The sequence below is a fragment of the Methylobacterium sp. CB376 genome (assembly GCF_029714205.1).
In the GTDB taxonomy this organism is placed as follows: domain Bacteria; phylum Pseudomonadota; class Alphaproteobacteria; order Rhizobiales; family Beijerinckiaceae; genus Methylobacterium.
The window spans coordinates 3,219,662-3,236,720 of sequence record NZ_CP121648.1 but is presented as its reverse complement, the minus strand read 5'-3'; the positions used below and the strand labels follow the sequence as shown (position 1 = coordinate 3,236,720).

General features: G+C 69.3%; 17 protein-coding genes and 1 pseudogene. 11 read left to right on the top strand and 7 right to left on the bottom strand.

Annotated features, from left to right (window positions below):
- The first annotated feature begins 325 nt into the window (after positions 1–325).
- A complete protein-coding gene (locus tag QA634_RS14665; protein ID WP_012332710.1) occupies positions 326–1,051 on the top strand; it encodes a recombinase family protein in 726 nt (241 codons plus the stop codon).
- On the opposite strand, the gene QA634_RS14660 is transcribed toward QA634_RS14665, so the two are convergent.
- Positions 1,035–1,268 carry a hypothetical protein gene (locus tag QA634_RS14660; protein WP_150108654.1) on the bottom strand — a complete coding sequence of 78 codons (234 nt, stop codon included), beginning with the start codon at positions 1,266–1,268 and terminating at the stop codon, positions 1,035–1,037. The two genes, QA634_RS14665 and QA634_RS14660, sit on opposite strands and share 17 nt — an antisense overlap.
- Positions 1,269–1,785: 517 nt before the next feature.
- Positions 1,786–2,304: a Cache 3/Cache 2 fusion domain-containing protein gene (locus QA634_RS14655; RefSeq protein ID WP_043702402.1), complete on the bottom strand. Its 519-nt coding sequence runs from the start codon at positions 2,302–2,304 to the stop codon at positions 1,786–1,788.
- A 615-nt stretch (positions 2,305–2,919) separates the two neighbouring features.
- Between QA634_RS14655 and QA634_RS14650 the strand changes: the two genes are divergently transcribed.
- The 5 genes and pseudogenes from QA634_RS14650 (at position 2,920) to QA634_RS14630 (ending at position 6,210) form a co-directional block, all read left to right on the top strand.
- Complete coding sequence (locus tag QA634_RS14650) at positions 2,920–3,240, top strand: hypothetical protein (protein WP_012332709.1); 321 nt, start codon at positions 2,920–2,922, stop codon at positions 3,238–3,240.
- Positions 3,241–3,356: 116 nt separating this feature from the next.
- Positions 3,357–3,766 (top strand): annotated as a pseudogene (locus QA634_RS14645) (hypothetical protein); the annotation flags it as partial.
- Positions 3,767–3,791: 25 nt separating this feature from the next.
- The gene (locus tag QA634_RS14640) at positions 3,792–4,058 is read left to right on the top strand and encodes a hypothetical protein (protein ID WP_012332708.1); all 267 of its coding nucleotides are present in this window, start codon (positions 3,792–3,794) and stop codon (positions 4,056–4,058) included.
- A complete protein-coding gene (locus QA634_RS14635; protein ID WP_012332707.1) occupies positions 4,055–4,252 on the top strand; it encodes a hypothetical protein in 198 nt (65 codons plus the stop codon). Before QA634_RS14640 ends, QA634_RS14635 begins: the two co-directional genes overlap by 4 nt.
- A gap of 917 nt (positions 4,253–5,169) precedes the next feature.
- The gene (locus QA634_RS14630; RefSeq protein WP_168169155.1) at positions 5,170–6,210 is read left to right on the top strand and encodes an ABC transporter substrate-binding protein; all 1,041 of its coding nucleotides are present in this window, start codon (positions 5,170–5,172) and stop codon (positions 6,208–6,210) included.
- A 331-nt stretch (positions 6,211–6,541) separates the two neighbouring features.
- On the opposite strand, the gene QA634_RS14625 is transcribed toward QA634_RS14630, so the two are convergent.
- Together QA634_RS14625 and QA634_RS14615 are read right to left on the bottom strand one after the other, a co-directional pair.
- Positions 6,542–7,000: a cytochrome c gene (locus tag QA634_RS14625; protein WP_012332705.1), complete on the bottom strand. Its 459-nt coding sequence runs from the start codon at positions 6,998–7,000 to the stop codon at positions 6,542–6,544.
- Positions 7,001–7,496: 496 nt separating this feature from the next.
- A complete protein-coding gene (locus QA634_RS14615) occupies positions 7,497–8,147 on the bottom strand; it encodes a BON domain-containing protein (RefSeq protein WP_012332704.1) in 651 nt (216 codons plus the stop codon).
- Between the two features lie 213 nt (positions 8,148–8,360).
- On the opposite strand from QA634_RS14615, the gene QA634_RS14610 reads away from it, so the two are divergent.
- The 3 genes from QA634_RS14610 to QA634_RS14600 all read left to right on the top strand — a co-directional run bounded on the left by QA634_RS14610 (position 8,361) and on the right by QA634_RS14600 (position 9,928).
- Positions 8,361–9,176 carry a universal stress protein gene (locus QA634_RS14610; RefSeq protein ID WP_012332703.1) on the top strand — a complete coding sequence of 272 codons (816 nt, stop codon included), beginning with the start codon at positions 8,361–8,363 and terminating at the stop codon, positions 9,174–9,176.
- A 52-nt stretch (positions 9,177–9,228) separates the two neighbouring features.
- A complete protein-coding gene (locus tag QA634_RS14605; protein WP_012332702.1) occupies positions 9,229–9,564 on the top strand; it encodes a c-type cytochrome in 336 nt (111 codons plus the stop codon).
- A gap of 223 nt (positions 9,565–9,787) precedes the next feature.
- A complete protein-coding gene (locus QA634_RS14600) occupies positions 9,788–9,928 on the top strand; it encodes a hypothetical protein (RefSeq protein ID WP_012332701.1) in 141 nt (46 codons plus the stop codon).
- A 52-nt stretch (positions 9,929–9,980) separates the two neighbouring features.
- Here QA634_RS14600 and QA634_RS14595 read toward each other — a convergent pair whose 3' ends face one another.
- The 3 genes from QA634_RS14595 to QA634_RS14585 all read right to left on the bottom strand — a co-directional run bounded on the left by QA634_RS14595 (position 9,981) and on the right by QA634_RS14585 (position 15,266).
- Positions 9,981–10,220 (bottom strand): hypothetical protein, encoded by a 240-nt coding sequence (locus tag QA634_RS14595; RefSeq protein ID WP_012332700.1) that lies wholly within the window; start codon positions 10,218–10,220, stop codon positions 9,981–9,983.
- A 327-nt stretch (positions 10,221–10,547) separates the two neighbouring features.
- Positions 10,548–12,386, bottom strand: coding sequence for an AMP-dependent synthetase/ligase (locus QA634_RS14590; protein ID WP_012332699.1), 1,839 nt, complete (start codon positions 12,384–12,386; stop codon positions 10,548–10,550).
- 3 nt (positions 12,387–12,389) lie between these two features.
- Positions 12,390–15,266 carry an AMP-binding protein gene (locus tag QA634_RS14585; RefSeq protein ID WP_012332698.1) on the bottom strand — a complete coding sequence of 959 codons (2,877 nt, stop codon included), beginning with the start codon at positions 15,264–15,266 and terminating at the stop codon, positions 12,390–12,392.
- Between the two features lie 585 nt (positions 15,267–15,851).
- On the opposite strand from QA634_RS14585, the gene QA634_RS14580 reads away from it, so the two are divergent.
- Both QA634_RS14580 and QA634_RS14575 read left to right on the top strand, forming a co-directional pair.
- The gene (locus QA634_RS14580) at positions 15,852–16,370 is read left to right on the top strand and encodes a hypothetical protein (protein ID WP_012332697.1); all 519 of its coding nucleotides are present in this window, start codon (positions 15,852–15,854) and stop codon (positions 16,368–16,370) included.
- 214 nt (positions 16,371–16,584) lie between these two features.
- Positions 16,585–17,040: a host attachment protein gene (locus tag QA634_RS14575; RefSeq protein ID WP_012332696.1), complete on the top strand. Its 456-nt coding sequence runs from the start codon at positions 16,585–16,587 to the stop codon at positions 17,038–17,040.
- Positions 17,041–17,059 lie beyond the last annotated feature (19 nt).

Sequence of the window (17,059 nt, the reverse complement as noted above, 5' to 3'; positions counted from 1 at the left end):
CGCAGTCGTGCGGTAGCTGAGACTGGTCGTGCCGCCGCGGCTTCTTCTCCCGGTTGCGGGATGGTACGGCAGGCGGCTGGGCTCCGAAGCGACCGGCGCTCCCATGGCCCGGCCGCCACCCTCAGGGTCTCGTGTCACGCAACGGCGTGCTCAAGCGAGACATTGGCGTGAAACACCAACTGTGGCCGGCGCCGAACGTCAGGCGGCACTCAGCACCCCATCAGGCCCTTATCGGGACCCAAGCGAGACACGCCTGAACTCAATCGCGAACCGGTGTGTAAACAAAACGACTGTCGGCAATACCCTCCCGCGAGACCATCCTGACATGCTCGTCGGATACGCCCGCGTCTCAACCCACGACCAGAACCTCGACCTCCAGCGCGATGCCCTCGCCCGCGCCGGAGGCCAGCGCGTCTTCGAGGAGAAGAAGTCCGGCACGGCGGCACCAAGCGACCCGAGTTCGAGGCCGCCCTCGCCTTATCTCCGTCCCGACGACGTGCGCGTAATCTGGAAGCTCGACCGCCTCGGTCGCTCCCTGGTCGAGACGATGCCCACCATCGACGGCCTGCGCCGGCAGGAGGTCCACTTCCGCTCCCTCACCGAGCAGTTCGACAGCGACACCGCCCACGGCCGCTTCGCCCGCCAGGTGCACGGCGCCATGGCCGAGTACTTCCTCGCCCTCAGCCGCGAGCGGACCCTGGAGGGGCACAGGGCTGCCCTCGCCCGCGGCCGCAAGGGCGGGAGGCTCAAGGCCCCGTCCGAGGGGGACTTCGAGGTCGGGCGGGCGCTGCGGGCCTCGGGCACCATCTCGGTGGCGGCGATCGCCAAGCGGCTGGGGGTGAGCCGGATGACCTTCTACCAGGACTTTCCGCAGGCGCGGGCACGCAACCAGGTTGCGGGGGAGAGTTGGGAGATGCCGATCCGGCGCGAGCCCCGCGGCTTCGACCCGATCGACCGGCCCCAACTCTCGACCGTGATCGCTTCCGGCAGGCCGGCTCCGAGGCTAATCGCAGTCCGGCATTGCAGGAGGCAGTTCATGATGGACGGGTAAAGTTGCTTGTCGCGGTGCAGCTCGATCCAACACAATACCCAGAATAGGTTCCTGTTGTCTTGCCGCCAGACTCGTAGTGGCCTCCAAATATGTCTACTCCGAAAACTTTGAATTGAAAATCGGTCACCATTTTTGTTTCGCCGCCAGAAGCAGCGTCCAGTTCATCAAGACGCAGTTCGGAGGAGTCGCTAATCTTCCCTCTGAGCTGGGCTTGCATGTGCCGTCTCCATTAGGGCGGGCTGTCGCTCCACGGTGTAGAGGGCATAAGGCTATCTTGCCGTACGAAAGCACACATCGAGAGGATGAGGATGGCCGGCCCAGCGAAGGTTCGAGCTGTGCACGGGCGCGCTGCGCGTCCTGCTCGTCCGTGGAGGCGCAGAGTAGGCCCTCAGGTACACGGGTGGGCTGATCAGTTCGCTGCAGACGGTCTCCTGATCGGCGGTTTCCTTTGGATGGTGAATCGGGGCTTGGTGAACCGGCTCCGGGCTGGTTCTCCAGGGGTATACCCAAATCGTACCACACGAACCGGCCGCTATGGGTGGAAAGCAGCCGTTGTAATGATCAAGTTGATTGAGTTCAGATCCTGGGGCCTCAAAGGGTGAGATGTTCTAAAATGCTGCGTTATCCGTTGAGGGGGCTTGGCGGATCCGGATTGCTCCATACCGGCACGTCCTATTGAAACGCTTCGCCGCATCGCGGCCTTCTTGCCAAGCCCCTCCCGCGGCCAAGCCTCACTATTTCGGATATCCCACGTAATAGATCCCGATAATGCCGCTGCTTGCATCACGGATCGGTTCGTAGCCGGTGATGTAGGGGTGGCCAAGAATATCGGCCTCTCCGAAATAGGCTTCGCCCTTGTTGATCGCCGCGATGGCCTTGCCCTTCGGATCCAGAATGGTCCCAACGGCGCGCGATCCGTCATCCTTCTTCACATTCGTTGAGACGCGGACGAATTCACCACCGCTCTTGACGAACAATGTTTCGGTTCCACCCACCTCCTTCTGCACGCTATCGACGAGAGTGAAGTCACCGTTCACTTTCGTCTGTCCGAAATAGAGAACCGGAACGGTCTTCCCGGCGACGGTGTCCTCGCCCTTTGCGCTCGGGGCTCCGAGGGTAGCGGCCTTCGACTTCAGGCGCTGCATGGCGGCCTGCACGTCCTCGGCGGGACCAGCGTAGACACTGGTAAGTATCGGAACGGCCGCGCTGGCCAGGAAAGCCAGGAGTGATAGGGTAAGCAAAGGCGCTTTCATGGTCATCTCCCTTATTGCTAACGCGACATCCCCGTAATGGAGACGAAAAATCCGTCCCCCTGTGGCACTCGCTGGGACAGCCTCTCACGTTCTAGAGTGGGAGTTATGCAAATGGGCTGCCCTCGCGCGCGATTGAGCCAGCAGCTAGTAGCCGTGGCGGCGGTTAACACGCCGGGCCGTCCTTCGAGCCGACCGATGCGCAACTCCGGCCCTGGTCAGTGCCTTGATGACCAATCCGTCGGACACCTCACATGCTGCAACTCCGGCCGAAGAACTGCTGAGTGGAGTCGCCTTTGCTCCGCTCCCCAGTCCAAGCACAAGCGCCGCAGCAATAGACAATCCTGCAAGTTTCAGATAACCCATAGTCATCTCCTTTGCCTCAATGCGATCCTGGAAATGAGCGCTGCTGTCCCACTATTTGCGCTTTTCTCGTGCACCGCTTGATCCATTGAGACTCGGCCATTGCTCTGAGGGTCTGAACTCAATCAGCTTGGCCGCATGAAGGGCCGCCGAGGGTCGGAAGCGGCTGTTAAGGCGCATCCTGCACCGGCGCGGGCGCATTGCCGGAGGCGAGGCGGCAAGCTCCCCGACACCCCCGGGCCGTGCCGGGCCGCCATGCTGACCGCCAACCCGATCGCCGATCTTGCCGCCCTGGTCTCCGCGTGGAGCCGCGGCCTCGCCGCCCTCTCGCCCGGCCAGCCGCCCTGCCCGGGGGGCCGCCCCGACGAGTGGGCCACCAGCCTGGAGAACTGCCGCCGCTTCGTCGACGAGTTCGGCGCCGAGGCGGCGCGGCTCGGCTGGGACACGCTCACCCTGTTCTCGGCGCACCCGCAGGCCGGCATCGTCCGGGGCGACTGCTGCGGCGTGATGATGCCGTGCTCCTACCCGGTGTTCGAGCTGGCGGAGGCGTACCTGAAAAAACACCTCTGGACCTAGCGGAAGGCCAAGCCCGGGCGCTGCCGCGGCGTGACCGTCTGGGAGTTCGGGAAGGCGGCCTAGCGGGATCTCAAACTCGGCCGTAGCCTGCGCCGATCAGGGCGCCGATCTCACCCGTGCCGATCCGACCCGAGCACCGCGGCTTCGACCCGATCGACTGGCCCCGGCTCTCCGACGTGATCCGCTTTCGCCGCGCCGGCGGGCGCTGCGAGGGCTGCGGGCGGCCCCACCTGCAACGGGTCGCCTTCAGGGCGGGCGCTGGTTCGACGCCGCGACCGAGACGCGGCGCGACGGGCGCGGCCGGATCCTGCGCAGCCGCATGCTCCCGGAGGACCTGCTCCACACCGTCCGGTTCACCCGCGTGGTCCTGGCGACGGCGCACCTCAACCACGACACGGCCGACAGCGCGCCCGGCACCCTCGCCGCCTCCTGCCAGCACTGGCACATGCTGCACGACCGGCCGGAGCGGCGGCGCCGGTTCGCCCTGTTCAGCCGCAAGGCGGCGGGCGATCTCTTCCGCGGGCCATGCCCCTGGACGGAGAGGCGGCGCGATGCCAGACAGACCCACGATCGGCGAGTTGTTCAAGCTCAAGGCCGTCACGGACGAGCAGGTGAAATCCGCAGTCGCCGCCTCCCTCGACGGCCCCACGCCGGGGCTGCGCCTGATCGCCGAAGGCGTCGCCGTGGACCTCGCGGCGGTGATCCCGGCGAACGCCTACGCCCGGGAGGTGCTGGCCCTGACCAACGCCCTCGAGGCGCAGCGACGGATGGCGGTGCGCACCGCCATCCTGCTGGCGAGGGTGGAGGGAGGCGCATGAGTGACGAGACCCCGACAGAGCCGCCGCGCAAGCCGGACAAGCTCGAACTGCGGATCGCTCGGCTCATCCAGGAGCGGATCTGGGACGTCTCTGGCCACCACCCGCTCGGCGATACCGATGCCCAGACCCTCGCCCGCGAGATCATCGCGCTGGTGACGGGGGAGCTGCGAGTGCCAACGCGCGACCCGTCCTGACGATCGAGCGCCGGATCGCCGACGCCTCCCTGAACGAGGGATAGGGCGCGGGCCTGGACGTTGCCCTATGCCGGCGAGATCGAGGGCGTTGTGCACGCCGTGCGCCTATGGCGGGCGCGGCTGCCGCCCTGACACGGCCCGCGTAGCTCGCGCACGCTATCGCCGCGCAACGGACGCCGCCTACCTCTCCGCCTGTGAGCCGCCGCAACCCCCGCCGCGCCTCCACGAGCAGGCCGCGAGACCCCGCAGATGAGCGGAGGGCAGGGCCAGGACCAAGATCACTCGTGCTGGTCCTCTGGCGGAGGTTCGTAGTAGCCCCGAACAGCGATCCAGAACGCCCTGCGCTTAGAGGGTGTCAATTTCGCCAGGGCATTGTTGAGCTCCGCCAACCCCGCTCGCGCGAAGAGCTTTCGATCGGCGGCGGAGATTTTGGTTATGCTTGCCATGATGCCGCTCCTCACTACAGGAGGAGAACGCACGGAAGCAGGCTTGGTCCCGGCTTCATGCGTGGACAGGCGGAGGCATGGGCGAGACGTGCCGTGGCCGAATCTGCGGCAGAAACACGAATGGCCCGCCGTGGGCGGAGCCGGGCGGGCCGAAGGCATCCCCACATGATTGAGGATTGAAGGCATCGTGCACCCGCACGCCCGGGGCGATCGCGCGCCGCCCGCCTGCGGGCCTCGGACCGAAACCGACCTGCTTCGGGCGTTGCGTCTGGCAGGCCATCGGCTCCGGTTCAGGCCGACAGCGGACCGGCCCTGTTCAAGAAGAGGATTGAAGCCGCTATTGAGCGGGTCGGGTGGCGGACTTATGGTCCGTCTGATGCGCCACTAGCCCGGGCCGTGCTGTCGTGGCAGGGTATGCGACAACATTCGGAGTATTCAGATGAGGCAGTTCGACCTCACAGCACTCTTCGAATGAGACGGCGCATTGTCCGTGAAACGTCGTCTGCGGCCTTGCCGTCGCCGCATCCCCTGCCGCCCGTGCGGATTAGGCGGCGGGCATTTGTTGCGGGGCTTGGCGCAATCGCCTGTCGCTCGGCCTTCGCGCAGCCATCCCTTCACACCTACCGGATCGGCTTCCTGCGTATCGGCACGCCGCCTCGCAGCTTCATCGAGCCGTTCCGGCAAGGTCTCAGCGAGCTCGGTTATGTGGAGGGGAAGAACTTGGTCATCGAGTTTGAGGCAGCTACGACGGCGGAGCAATTGCCCGAAGCGGCCGCAAAGCTGGTGAGCAAGAACGTCCATCTCATCGTGGCATCGGGCGCGGCGGCTGTGCTTCCGGCGTGGCATGCATCCGGAACAATCCCGATTGTCTTCGTAGCGGGGATCGACCCGATGGCGGCCGGGCTGGCTAGCGGCGGCCTTGCTCAACATAGCTCGAACGTGACCGGCCTAACTACGGTTCAGATTGACCTGACGGCCAAGCGCATCGAGTTGCTCAAGGAGATGCTGCCGGCTCTTCAGCGGATCGCCTTCCTGATCCGCGACGGCAATCCTGGATGCGCTGATTACGTAAGGGAAGCAAAAAAGGCTACAACGGCCCTTGGTCTCAAACTAGACGTAATTTCTGTACGATCTAGGACCGATCTCGACGGTGCGTTTGAAAGCATCCGAGCGTTAGGAGCGGATGCCATCGTTCCGATGGATGACTCTGTTTTTACTGAAGCGCGGAGACAGATAGTGGAGCTCGCCAACCATTATCGGCTGCCTGGAATCTACCCGACTCGTGAATTCGTTGAGGAAGGCGGCCTCCTTTCTTTCGGCCCAAACTACTCGGCCGTCTTTCGCCGAGCGGCGGCGCTCGTTGACAAGATTATGAAAGGGGTGCGACCGGCCGACCTGCCCATTGAGCAGCCAACTACATTTGAGATTGTAGTTAATATTTCAACGTCTAATGCATTACAACTGGAAATTCCACTCTCCATTCTCGTCCGTGCTGATGAGCTGATGGAATGATGAGACCTGTGCGCGGCTTCGCGGAGCTACCATTCCTAGTATCTTGTGGCACAGGGCAGGCCCAAGATGCTGTGACACGGGATCCGCTTGATCAAGCGGATCCCGTGTCACACGCCTGCGCGGCGCCTGAGCGAAGCCCAAATCCGCCATCCCGAAGGGATCAAGCGGATTTGGTACGATTCGAGCGCTTCGCGCGCAGGCCTCATCACTCCGGCGGTCAGCTGGTCGACGCTCACGAGGGGCATCTGGATGCCGCGAACCGGCCGGAGAGTGGCACCATTCTCGCGACCGCCTGCCCTGCAGCCTCGATATCCGATAATCGACCAACCGATTAAAATTTCTGGTTTGTAAAAGGCATATGCGTCGGCGGCTGGATGCGAATGAAAGCAACGCCGCCAGCCGCATGGCAGGAATTGCAAGATGTGGTCAGGTCCGCATAAGCCGCTTGTAGACCCTGTATGTTTCTTTCCTTTGCGGCTTTTTTCAAGCGGGCTAGGGCTCGATTTGCATTCGAGACGAACTCCAGCGGTATATTTTTGTAGAGCATGGCCGCAGATGTGAGATCATCCGAAATGTGATCGGACTCGAAATTTATTAAATCCCAATCTTGCGCCCGTCCGGCGTACCAGAGCTTGATGTGGCGTGATTGGATCAGCTGCATGATGTTCGCGAGGCTCAAGAGAGACCAGTCGGGGGTTTGAACTGAGCGCGGCTCCGCAAACGGAGTCGTCTGGCTCTCGGCGACCGGGCTCAGGAGAACGCTGCCGAGGAGGATGATGACTCGCTTCATGGCGTCTTGATCTCCAGCGGAGGGAGGCGGCGGATCGGTGCAGGATCATCCCGAGAATCCCAAGTCGTGCGGCATCTCTCGACCTTCGGCGTTCAGGCGAGGCCACCGTGCAAAGCGGGGGGCTGAACCGAACCAAGGTGTTGCGGGAGCTTCGTGGTCCTCCGTCGTGCGGTCGTCGCAGGCGATCAGCCACGTCGCGCCGCCTTCGTCCCCGGCGCGGTGCACGAGGCGGCCGTGGCGATCGAGCGCGCCGGTCCAGCGGAGACGGTTGCGGCGGCGGTCGCGAGCCTCGTGCGCAGCGCTGCGTCGAGGCGGCCATCCGGGCTGAGGTCCGCGATGATCTCGTAGCCGCACCCGGCACCGCCATCCGGATGCTTCGGGCAGCGCGCCGGCGACGGGGGCACGCGGCGCAGTCCGGCCAGGGAGCCAGCCTCCCCGAGAGGCCCGACGTCGTGAGGCGCAGGATAGCCGGGCGCTGCGTGCGTCGTCGGTCTCCTCAGGCGAGCGCGACGATCCGGTCCTCGACGGACCGCACGCCCGGCACCGACCACGCCGCCCGCTCGGCGGCGTCGCGCTCCGCCATCGTCGCGACGGCCCCTTCCAGAGTGACCCTGTCGCCCTCGACCCGCACCGTGATCGCGTCCGCCTCCACGAGCGCGTGGCGCTTGAACGCTTTCACGATCCTGTCCCGGACCGCCGTCGGTTTGACCGCGGGCCTCAACGCGATGAGGTTCGTCACGCCGACCACGCCGGACAGCTTGCGCACGGCCGCCTCCGCGCCCATCAGCTGGTACTGCCAAGCCACCGTCCCGGTTAGGGTGATCCAGCCCTTGGCGACCTTGACCTGTATGGTGTCCTTCGGGAGGTGCACGGACCAGTCGATAATCGCGAGGGCGCGCGCGGCGATCTGGTCGTCCTCGACCTTCTTGGCCTCAGGGGAGCGGACTTGAATGTCCTGGGCGATCGCCCGCACGCCCTTGACGCCCCGCGCGGCCCGTTCGGCTTCGACTTTCTCGGCGTAGCTGCCGACGTGCCCGGTGAGGGTGACGACGCCGTCCGAGACGGCTACGCCGATATTGGTCGCGTCCAGACTGGGGTCGAAATCGAGTTCGTCGAGCACGTCGCGGCGCAGGTCCTTGTCGGTCATGGCGTCTCTCCCGGTCTCATGATGGCGGGGCTGGCCGAGTCCGATCCTGTGCGTCCCGCGCCGACGAGCCTTGATCCAGCGCAAGACCGGCGCGCCCCGATGCCGGTGCTGGCGGCATGCGGAGACGGTCCCTTGCGCTGGATCAATGGAGCGTGCGCGATCCGGGTGGAGGATGTCCCGGTTCGGGAATGGCCGCCGTGCAGGGAGGCCGCGATGACGTATGCGAATGTTCTGGTCTCGCTGGATCCAGGAGAGGCCGCCTCCGACCGAGTGAAACTCGCCGCCAACCTCGCCCGCAAGTTCCGGAGCAGGCTGACCGGCATCGCGGCGCGGGAGGTTCCCTATCCGCTCCTCGTCACCGACGTGCACGACGCCGAGATCCGGTTCGAGGCGAACGCCCAACTCGTTCGGGCGGAGCTGGGGAGCATGCGCGCCCGCTTCGAGCGTCACGCGGGGAGCGGCCTTCGCCTCGCTTGGCACCAGGCTGCGTGGGATCCTCAGACGTACATGGTGCGCTACGCGCGCAGTGCCGACCTCCTGGTGGTGAGCCGCCGCGGCGAAAACGACCCCGATCCCGGCGCGCTCGGCGTCGCGCCGGGGCCGCTTGTCCTGCAGGTCGGCCGGCCCGTGCTCGTCGCGCCGCCGGGCGTTACCAGCGCGCCGGGCTCTCGCATCGTGGTCGCCTGGAAGGACACTGTCGAGGCGCGCCGGGCGGTCTCCGCAGCGCTCGGCTTCATCGGCCAGGCCGATCAGGTGCTCGTCGTCAGCGTGCGCGACGGCGGCTTCGACGAGGGCACGGAGGAGGTCGCCGCGCATCTCGGCAGCCATGGCGCGCGCGCCACGGCGCACCTGCTGTCCCGGACGGGCGAGCGCGTGGCCGATGCCATCCTGGATTTCGCGCGAGAGAACGAGGCCGACCTGATTGTGAGCGGGGCCTACGGCCACGCGCGGCTGGCTGAGTGGATCTTCGGTGGCGTGACGCGAAACCTCCTGCTGTCGGCGCCGGTCTGCTGCCTCCTGTCCCACTGACCTTGCGGCGGCGGAGAGGCTGCCGGACGACGCGGACGCGAAGGAGAACGGTATGATGCGCGCGGGCCTTGTCAGCCTCTTCGCCTTCTTCGCGGCGGTCTCAGTCTGGCCGGCCCTCGCCGCATCGGCCCGCGATGCGAAGGCCGAACGGGGCCTGTCCTTTGCGCTGGTGCACTGCGCGCGCTGCCACGCAGTCGATCGCTCGGGGAGGAGCCGCCTGCGCGCGGCACCCCCATTCCGCGACCTCGCCGGGCGGGTCCCGGTCGACGATCTCGCCGACGTCCTGGTCGAGGGCGTCGCGTATCGGCACCCCGCCATGCCGGAGTTCCGCCTCGAACCGGACGAAGCCTCGGATCTGACCGCTTATCTCAAGTCCCTCCGGCGCTGAGGGCGGCATCGGATTGCACGCGACCGACCTCATCGCCGGGCTTCTGCCCGGAAAACAGGCTCTCGCGCGGAAAACAGGCTCTCGCGCGGAAAACAGGCTCTCGCGCGGAAAACAGGCTCTCGCGCGGAAAACAGGCTCTCGCGCGGAAAACAGGCTCTCGCGCGGAAAACAGGCTCTCGCGCGGGAGAGTGCCGCACCTTTCGCATGCGGGACCGCGGCCGGCATGATGACGGCCCTGGCCGCGCAGAGCACCCTCGGCCTCGCGAACAGGATTTGGACGCTCCGCGTCGTGGTCCGCGTGATCGCGGCGGCCTGGGCCAATGCCCCCTCCAGCGAGACCGAGGCTGCCGTAGCGCCCCGGTGAACGGGAGTGCCGCGAGGGGGACAATCGAGCCCTCGCCCGCAGGATCCCGGCGTCACGCCGCGTCCGGGCAGGCGAAAACCTGCCGGGCCACGGCCAGCGCGGCGCTCAGGTCGTCACGATCGGTCCCGTAGCGGCGCCAGAGGGCGTCGAGCCACCGAGGCGGCGCGTCGCCGACCGCGCCGACCTCCGCGGCCGCGACGTGGTACATGCCATCGAGCGTCTCGATGCCGTAGCCGGTCACGGCCCATTGCCGGCCCTGCCAATATACGGGCTCCGTCAGGGATGAGTTCATCGTCGTCCTCCTCAAGCGACGCTGTCCGAGATCTCGCGCGGTCGCAGCTATCGGCGCGGACCCGCTCATCGGTCACGCCCAGCCGGCCACACAGCCTCGCCTCGATATCCGCAGCGGCCTGATTCTCCGAAGGCGCCTGGACTGCGTATCTCGACGGGAGAATGCAGGGGTGGTGCCCGGTATCATCCGAGACGATCTTGCGGAATTCGGAGGCGATGATGCGTATGCGATCAGGCCCATGGCGAGTGCCGGAGATCGTGCTCGCGCGGGCGCGGCACGGCCTTGATCCAGCGCAAGGCGGATAGGGAGACCGGCACCGCTCCGCTCTCAGCCTGCCGGGGCCGCGGGGCCGCCCCGCATGGCCGCGATCTCGTTCGCGAAGCGGCCAAGCAGGGCGGCCCGGCGCAGCTTTCGGGTCGGCGTGACGAGGCCGGCCTCGACGGTCCAGGGCGTGCGCTGGAGGCGGACGTCCTTCACGCGGGCGGCGCGGGGACAGCCCTCCAGCGCCGCGGCGATCCGCGCCAGCGCGGCCTGCCGCGCGGCCGGGCGGTCGAGCGCGTCCTCGGCCTCCGGATCGAGACCGAGACGGCGCGCGAGCGGCGCCCACGCGGCTTCATCAACGACGGCCAGAACCGTGAGGCGCGACTGGCCTTCTCCCACCGCCATGGCCTGCCGGAACAGGGGATCGCGCGTGATCGCGGCCTCGACGGCCTCGGGCGAGACCTTCTCGCCGGTCGACAGGACGATCATCTCCTTCTTTCGGCCGGCGACGTAGAGGCACCCGCCTCGCAGGACGCCGAGGTCGCCGGTGTACAGCCAGCCGCCGTGCAGGACTTGCGCCGTCAGATCCGGGCGGCGCCAGTACCCGATCATCACGCCCGGCGAGCGCACGAGGATCTCGCCCGTGTCGGCGATGCGCACCTCCATCCCGGGCAGGGGCGGACCGACGGAGCCCGGCACCGTCCGGCCGACCTGAAATCCGGTGACCGCCGAGGCCGCCTCGGTCAGGCCATAGCCTTCGACGAGGGGCAGGCCGAGGCCGAGGCAGAAGCGCGCCGTCTCGTCCGGAAGCGGGGCCCCGCCCGAGACCGCGAGCCGTAGGCGGCCGCCGAGCGAGCGGCGGATCGGCGCCGCCGCGACGGCGCGCAGCAGGGCGCCCGCGGCGGTGCGGGCGAGGCCGAGCCGGCAGCCGTCGCGGCGGGCGGCGAAAAGGTCCCAGCCGCGTGCGAGCGCGGCGCGCAGGAGCCAGCGCGTCGGCGCCGTCCTCGCGGCCCTCTCGGTGACGGTCCGGCGCAGGCGGTCGAGGAGGCTCGGCACCACGAGCAGGATGGTCGGGCGCGCGACGCGGAGGTCGTCCGGCAGGTGCTCGACCGAGCGTGCGAACACGACGCGCGCCCCGAGGATCAGCGGCAGGTAGCAGCCGACCACCCGTTCGAAGACGTGCGCGAGCGGGAGGTAGGAGAGGAAGACGTCCCGGTCCGACCCCGGGTTGCGGTCGAGCACCGCCTGCGCCACCGACAGGAGGTTGCGGTGGGAGAGCATCACTCCCTTCGGCAATCCCGTCGTCCCGGACGTGTAGATGATGGTCGCCAGAGCGTCGGGATCGAGGGGCACGCGGGGCGGCAGGGACCCGCGCGCCTTCGCGAGCCACGCCCCGAGGCCGCGCAGGCGCGGATCCGCGGTACCGGACGCCCCGGCCTCCTCGATCACGATGACGCGTCGCACCGTGCCGAGCGCGCCCGCGCAGGAGCGGAGGCCGTGCCACTCCTCCGCGCGGCGCGCGACCACGACGCGGGCGCCCGAATCCGTCAGCAGGGCGGCCGTGGTCGCCCGCGCGTCGTCGGAGAACAGAGTCACCACCACGAGGCCGAGCGAGAGCGCGGCCTGGTCGAAGGCCACCCACTCGACGCCGTTCGGCAGCCAGAGCGCGACCCGGTCGCCGGCCGTCAGGCCCTCGCGGGAGAGCGCGGCGGCCCGCGCGGCGACGCGCGCGGCCAGTTCGGCCCAGCTGACGCTCGCGAAGCGGCCCGCGTCGGGATCGTACGCCACGTAAGCCGTCGCCGCGGGGCGGCGGGCCGCGTGCGCCTGCAGCAGGGCCGGGATCGTGCCCGCCTCGGCCCCGGGCGGCCGGGGCGAGGGATCGGATGTGGCGAGGACAGGGGGCATGGCTCAGGCCGTGGGCGGTGCGGAGGGAATCACGGACTCGTCGGCCAGATCCGGTTCGCCGCACCGCGCCAGGATTGCCGCGCGCGCCCGGTCGCGCAGGCGGATGGCGGCGTGGAAGTCGCTGCCGTCGGGTGCGATCGGCTCGCCGAACTGCACCCCGACGGCGCCGCGGCGCGGGAACCACTGGTCGGCGCGCAGCAGCGACCGGGTGCCGGTGATCGCGACCGGCACGACCGGGATGTCGGCCCGGCACGCATCCAGGAAGGCGCCGAGATGGAAGCCGAGGAGGCCCGGGTTCCGGGTGAAGGTACCCTCCGGGAAGGCGACCAGCTGCTCGCCCGCCCGGACGCGCGCAAGGACCTGCTGCGTCTCCGCGACGCCTTCGGCGGTGCCGCGATGCACGAAGGCCGTTCCCAGCCGCCGCAGGAAGGGTCCGGCGACGCGCTGGCGCGCCAGTTCGTGCTTGGCGAGGAAGACCGGTGTCCCGGGCAGGACGGCGGCCAGAACGGCCGCGTCGAGGTAGCTCGCGTGGTTCGCCACCACGATGGCGGCACGCGCCATCGGCCTGCCCTCGACGGCGAGGGGTGTCCCGGTGAGGCGGAAGAAGGCGCGCGATCCCGCGCGCAGCGCGGCGTAGCGCCACGTGCGGTTCGGGAGGACGAGGACGAGGAGCCACAGGACGGCGCCGAGCCCCCCGAGCACGCCCCACCACAGGGCCGCGTAGCACGCGTCCGACCAGAGGCGGCCGATCCGGCGCAGCCGCGCCGCGATGCCGGCGACGGCGAGCCCCGCGAGCTGCGCCCGGAGAGCGGGCTGCGCCCGGCCGAGTTCGCCCGCCTCGTAGAGCGCCCGCGCCGCCGCGCGCCGGATCTTCCCGCTCGACGTCTTGGGGACCGAGTGGGGCGCGCACAGCAGGATCTCGTCGGGGGGCTGATCGAGCACCGCCCCGGCGGCCCGGGCGAGGGCGCGGCGCAGGTCCGCCAGGGCCGGCGCGTCCGTCAGCCGCGTCTCGGCGGCGAGGATCAGCCGCTCCGTCCCGGTCTTCGGGTCGGGGCAGGCGAAGGCCGCGACGCAGCCCTTCCTCACCCCCTCGACCGCGCCCGCGGCCTCTTCGAGTTCGTGCGGATGGATCTTCCGTCCCGCCCGGATGACGATGTCCTTGGTGCGCCCCGTGACGTAGACGTCGCCGCCCGCCATGTAGGCGAGGTCGCCGCTCTCCAGCCAGTCTCCGGCGAACAGGACGCGCGTGGCCTCTGGCTTGCGGAAGTAGCCGGCCGTGGCGGACGGCCCCCTGAACTGGAGGCGGCCCTCCCGCCGCTCGGGCAGTTCGCGTCCGGCCTCGTCCACGATGCGGATCTGGTGGCCGCGCAACGGGCGCCCGCAGGCCGCGAAGGCGGTCGACCCCGCCTCGCCGGGCGGGGCGGGGCGCGCGGTTCCCTCGCGCGACAGCGCCGCGCGGTCGATCCAGTCGATGCGCGGCCCCCGTCCGAGCGGCGGGAAGGCCAGTCCGACCGCACATTCGGCGAGGCCGTAGACCGGGGTGAGGGCGGAGGTCTGCAGGCCGAAGGCGCCGAAGCGCCGGGCGAACCGCGCCAGGGTGTCGGGGCTCACCGGCTCGGCGCCGTTGGTGAGGACGCGCAGGGAGCCGAGGTCGAGTCCCGCGACATCCTCGTCGCGCAGGCTCTTGAGGCAGAGCTCGTAGGCGAAGTTCGGAGCGGCGGAGATCGTCCCGCGGTGCCGGTGGATCGCCCACAGCCAGCTTCCGGGATCGGCCAGGAAGGCCAGGGGCGGCAGGATCACGGCGGGCGCGCCGAAGTAGAGGCTTCCCAGCCAGCAGCCGATCAGCCCCATGTCGTGGTAGAGCGGCAGCCAGCTCACCACGACGTCCGCCGAGGAGGCGCCGAGCGCCTCGCCCATGGCGCGGACATTGGCGAGCAGGTTGGCGTGCGTCAGCGTCACGCCCTTCGGATCGCCGGTGCTGCCGGAGGTGTACTGGATCAGCGCGAGGCTCGCGCCCGTCGCCGGCACGGGCTCGGCCAGGGGCTCCGCGTCGGCGAGGTCCGCCGCGGTCGTCAGCACCCGCAATCCCTCGACGCGGTCCGGCAGCAGCCGGGCGAAGGGTGCGACCGCCGAATCGGTGATCAGGATCCCGGGGGCGGCATTCGTCAGGATGCCGGCTTGGCGCTCGAGGTGGTCCTGGACCTGGGCGCGCCGGAACGGCGGATAGAGCGGCACCGGGACACCGCCCGCGAGAAGGCAGCCGAAGAAAGCCGGGAAGAAGTCGGGTCCGGTCGGCAGCATGATGGCGACCCGGTCGCCGGGTGCGAGGCCGTGGCCGAGCAAGCCGGCCGCGACGCGGCGCGCCCGCCGGTCGAGGTCCGCGTAGGTGAGGACGGTCTCGGCGTCGGGCCCCTCACGAAGGCGCAGGTGGGGCCGGTCCGGATGGTGGCGGACGTGGAAGGCGAGCACCTCGGGCCAAGTCTCGGCCCGGTGCGGCTCGGATGCCGGGGGGAGGGCCTCGGTGCGGGACGGCACGGCCCCCGGACGGGGCGCCGCACCGGCGGACCGGAGGGCCGCGAGCAGGTCGTCCGGCGTGGAGGCCTCGCCGATGAGCCGCTCCGGCAGCAGGATCCGGAAGCGGCGCGAGAGGCGCAGCAGGAGCTCCGCGCGGCCGAGGCTGTCGAGGCCGAGATCCCGCTCGAGGTCGCTGTCGAGGTCCACGGCCGGGGAGCGGCGGCGCTCAGGATGCAGTTCGAGCAGGAGAGACCGGATCACCTCGAGGACGTCCGCCGCGGTCGGCTCGCGATGCCGCTCGGCCGGATCACCCGCCTGAGGGGTTACGTTCTGCAAGGCGACTTCCGGCAAGGCGACCTCCGGCAAGACGACTCCCGCACGACCTCCCGCACGACTTCCCGCCGCCCGTGCGCGCCGGCCCGGGGCTTCCGGCCCGCGGAACAGGGGTACCATCCGCCCGCGAGGCCGCGTTGATCTGGCGCAACGGGCGGTCGCGACGTCGTGCCTCGCTGGGACCGCGCCTCGCCGCCGGCTCGGCAGGCCCGTGTCGACGGCCGCCAAGCTGCTGATCCAGGCCGGTGCGGCCGAGCCGGATGCCGGCGCCGATGAGGGAGCATCCGAGGAGGCGAGCCGGACGCGATGGGCCCGCCGACCTGAAAGCTGACGCACTGACGCGAAACGCGCGGGATCACAGACCTGATCCGCGTCCCTGCCCCGGTTGCGGCGCGCGTCCCCCGGCCCCGCGCCGTGGCGGCCGCGATCTCCGGCCGCGGGCGAGCGCCCAGGGCTGGCCAATCCTCTCGCCGAAGCCGTGTCCGCGAGGCGTTTGATCGGGATCAAAGGCGGGCGCGCGGACGGGAATATGCTGCCACTGGGCGAGATCGGTCGCCCGATGGCGCCGGCGGCAAGAGGAGTGCCAGCCCGCCTGGCCGAACAACAGGGGAGCGTGCCATGAAGCGGCTCGTCATCGTCTCCGCAGCAATCGCCTCCGCCCTGGTCCTGTCCGGAACCGGCGCGGACGCCCGTTCGTTCGGGGGCGGCTTTCACGGCGGCGGCTTTCACGGCGGCGGCTTTCACGGCGGCGGTTTCCGCGGCGGCTTCGGCGGTGCGGGATTTCGCGGTGGCGGCGTCGGCGCCGGGCGTTTCGGCCCGGTCGGCGGCTATCGCGGGGTCGCGATCGGGGGCTTCCGCGGACCCTATGGCGGCGTCGGTCGCTTCGGCTATGGCCGCGTTGGCTGGGGTCCCGGATTCGGCTACCGTTACGGCCGCTGGTACCCCGGATACGGCTATCGGTACGGCGCCTATCGCCGCTGGTATCCCGGCTGGGGCTACGGCTTGGCTGGACTAGGGCTCGCCGCCGGCTACGCCCTGAGCGGATTTCCCTACTACGGCGGCTGCGGTCCCTACGCCTATTTCGACGCGTATTACGGCGTCTGCCGCCCGATCGGGTCCTGGGGATGGGCCTACTGAGCAGGGCGGTGCACCGCGGGTCTGCCGAGGCTCTCGTGCTTGCACCCTGTCCTCCGCCGGATCGGTGCCCCCTTCGGCGAAGGAGGCCCGGATTCGGCCCGCTCCGGCTGGCGAGGGCCGACAGCCGCAGCGGCCGATCCGGGGCGGGCAGTCCGGCGCCGCGTCGCCGGGGAGGCCGCGCTGTCGGCCCGCAGAGGCAACAGGAAGGCATGCCATGACTGGATCGGAGCGGTTGCGCATCCCCCATGGCGGCTGCGTCGTGGTCGGAGACGGGCGCAAAGTCCTGGTTCTGCGGAACCTCGGCCACCCTCTCGCGCCGGACCTCCACGTCGAGGAGGTGTTCCGCGCGCCCCCCAACCCGCCGACCCGCGAGCAAGGCTGCGACAAGCCGCCGAGGGTCGTGCAGGACGGACGCCGCAGCGCGATCGCGCAGACGGACTGGCACGATCTCGGCGAGCACCGCTTCGTCGAGGCGGTCGTCTCGGGGTTGGAGCGGATGGGAACCCGGATCACCGCGCTGGCGCTCGTCGCGCCGCCGCGAACCCTCGCCGACCTGCGGCAGGGCCTGCCGGACCGGCTCCGACAGGCCGTCTTCGCCGAGGTCGACAAGGACCTCACGAAGCATACCGTGCCCGAGATCCAGCACCTTCTCTGCGGGATGCCCGGCTGAGCGGCCGGTGGATCGGCGA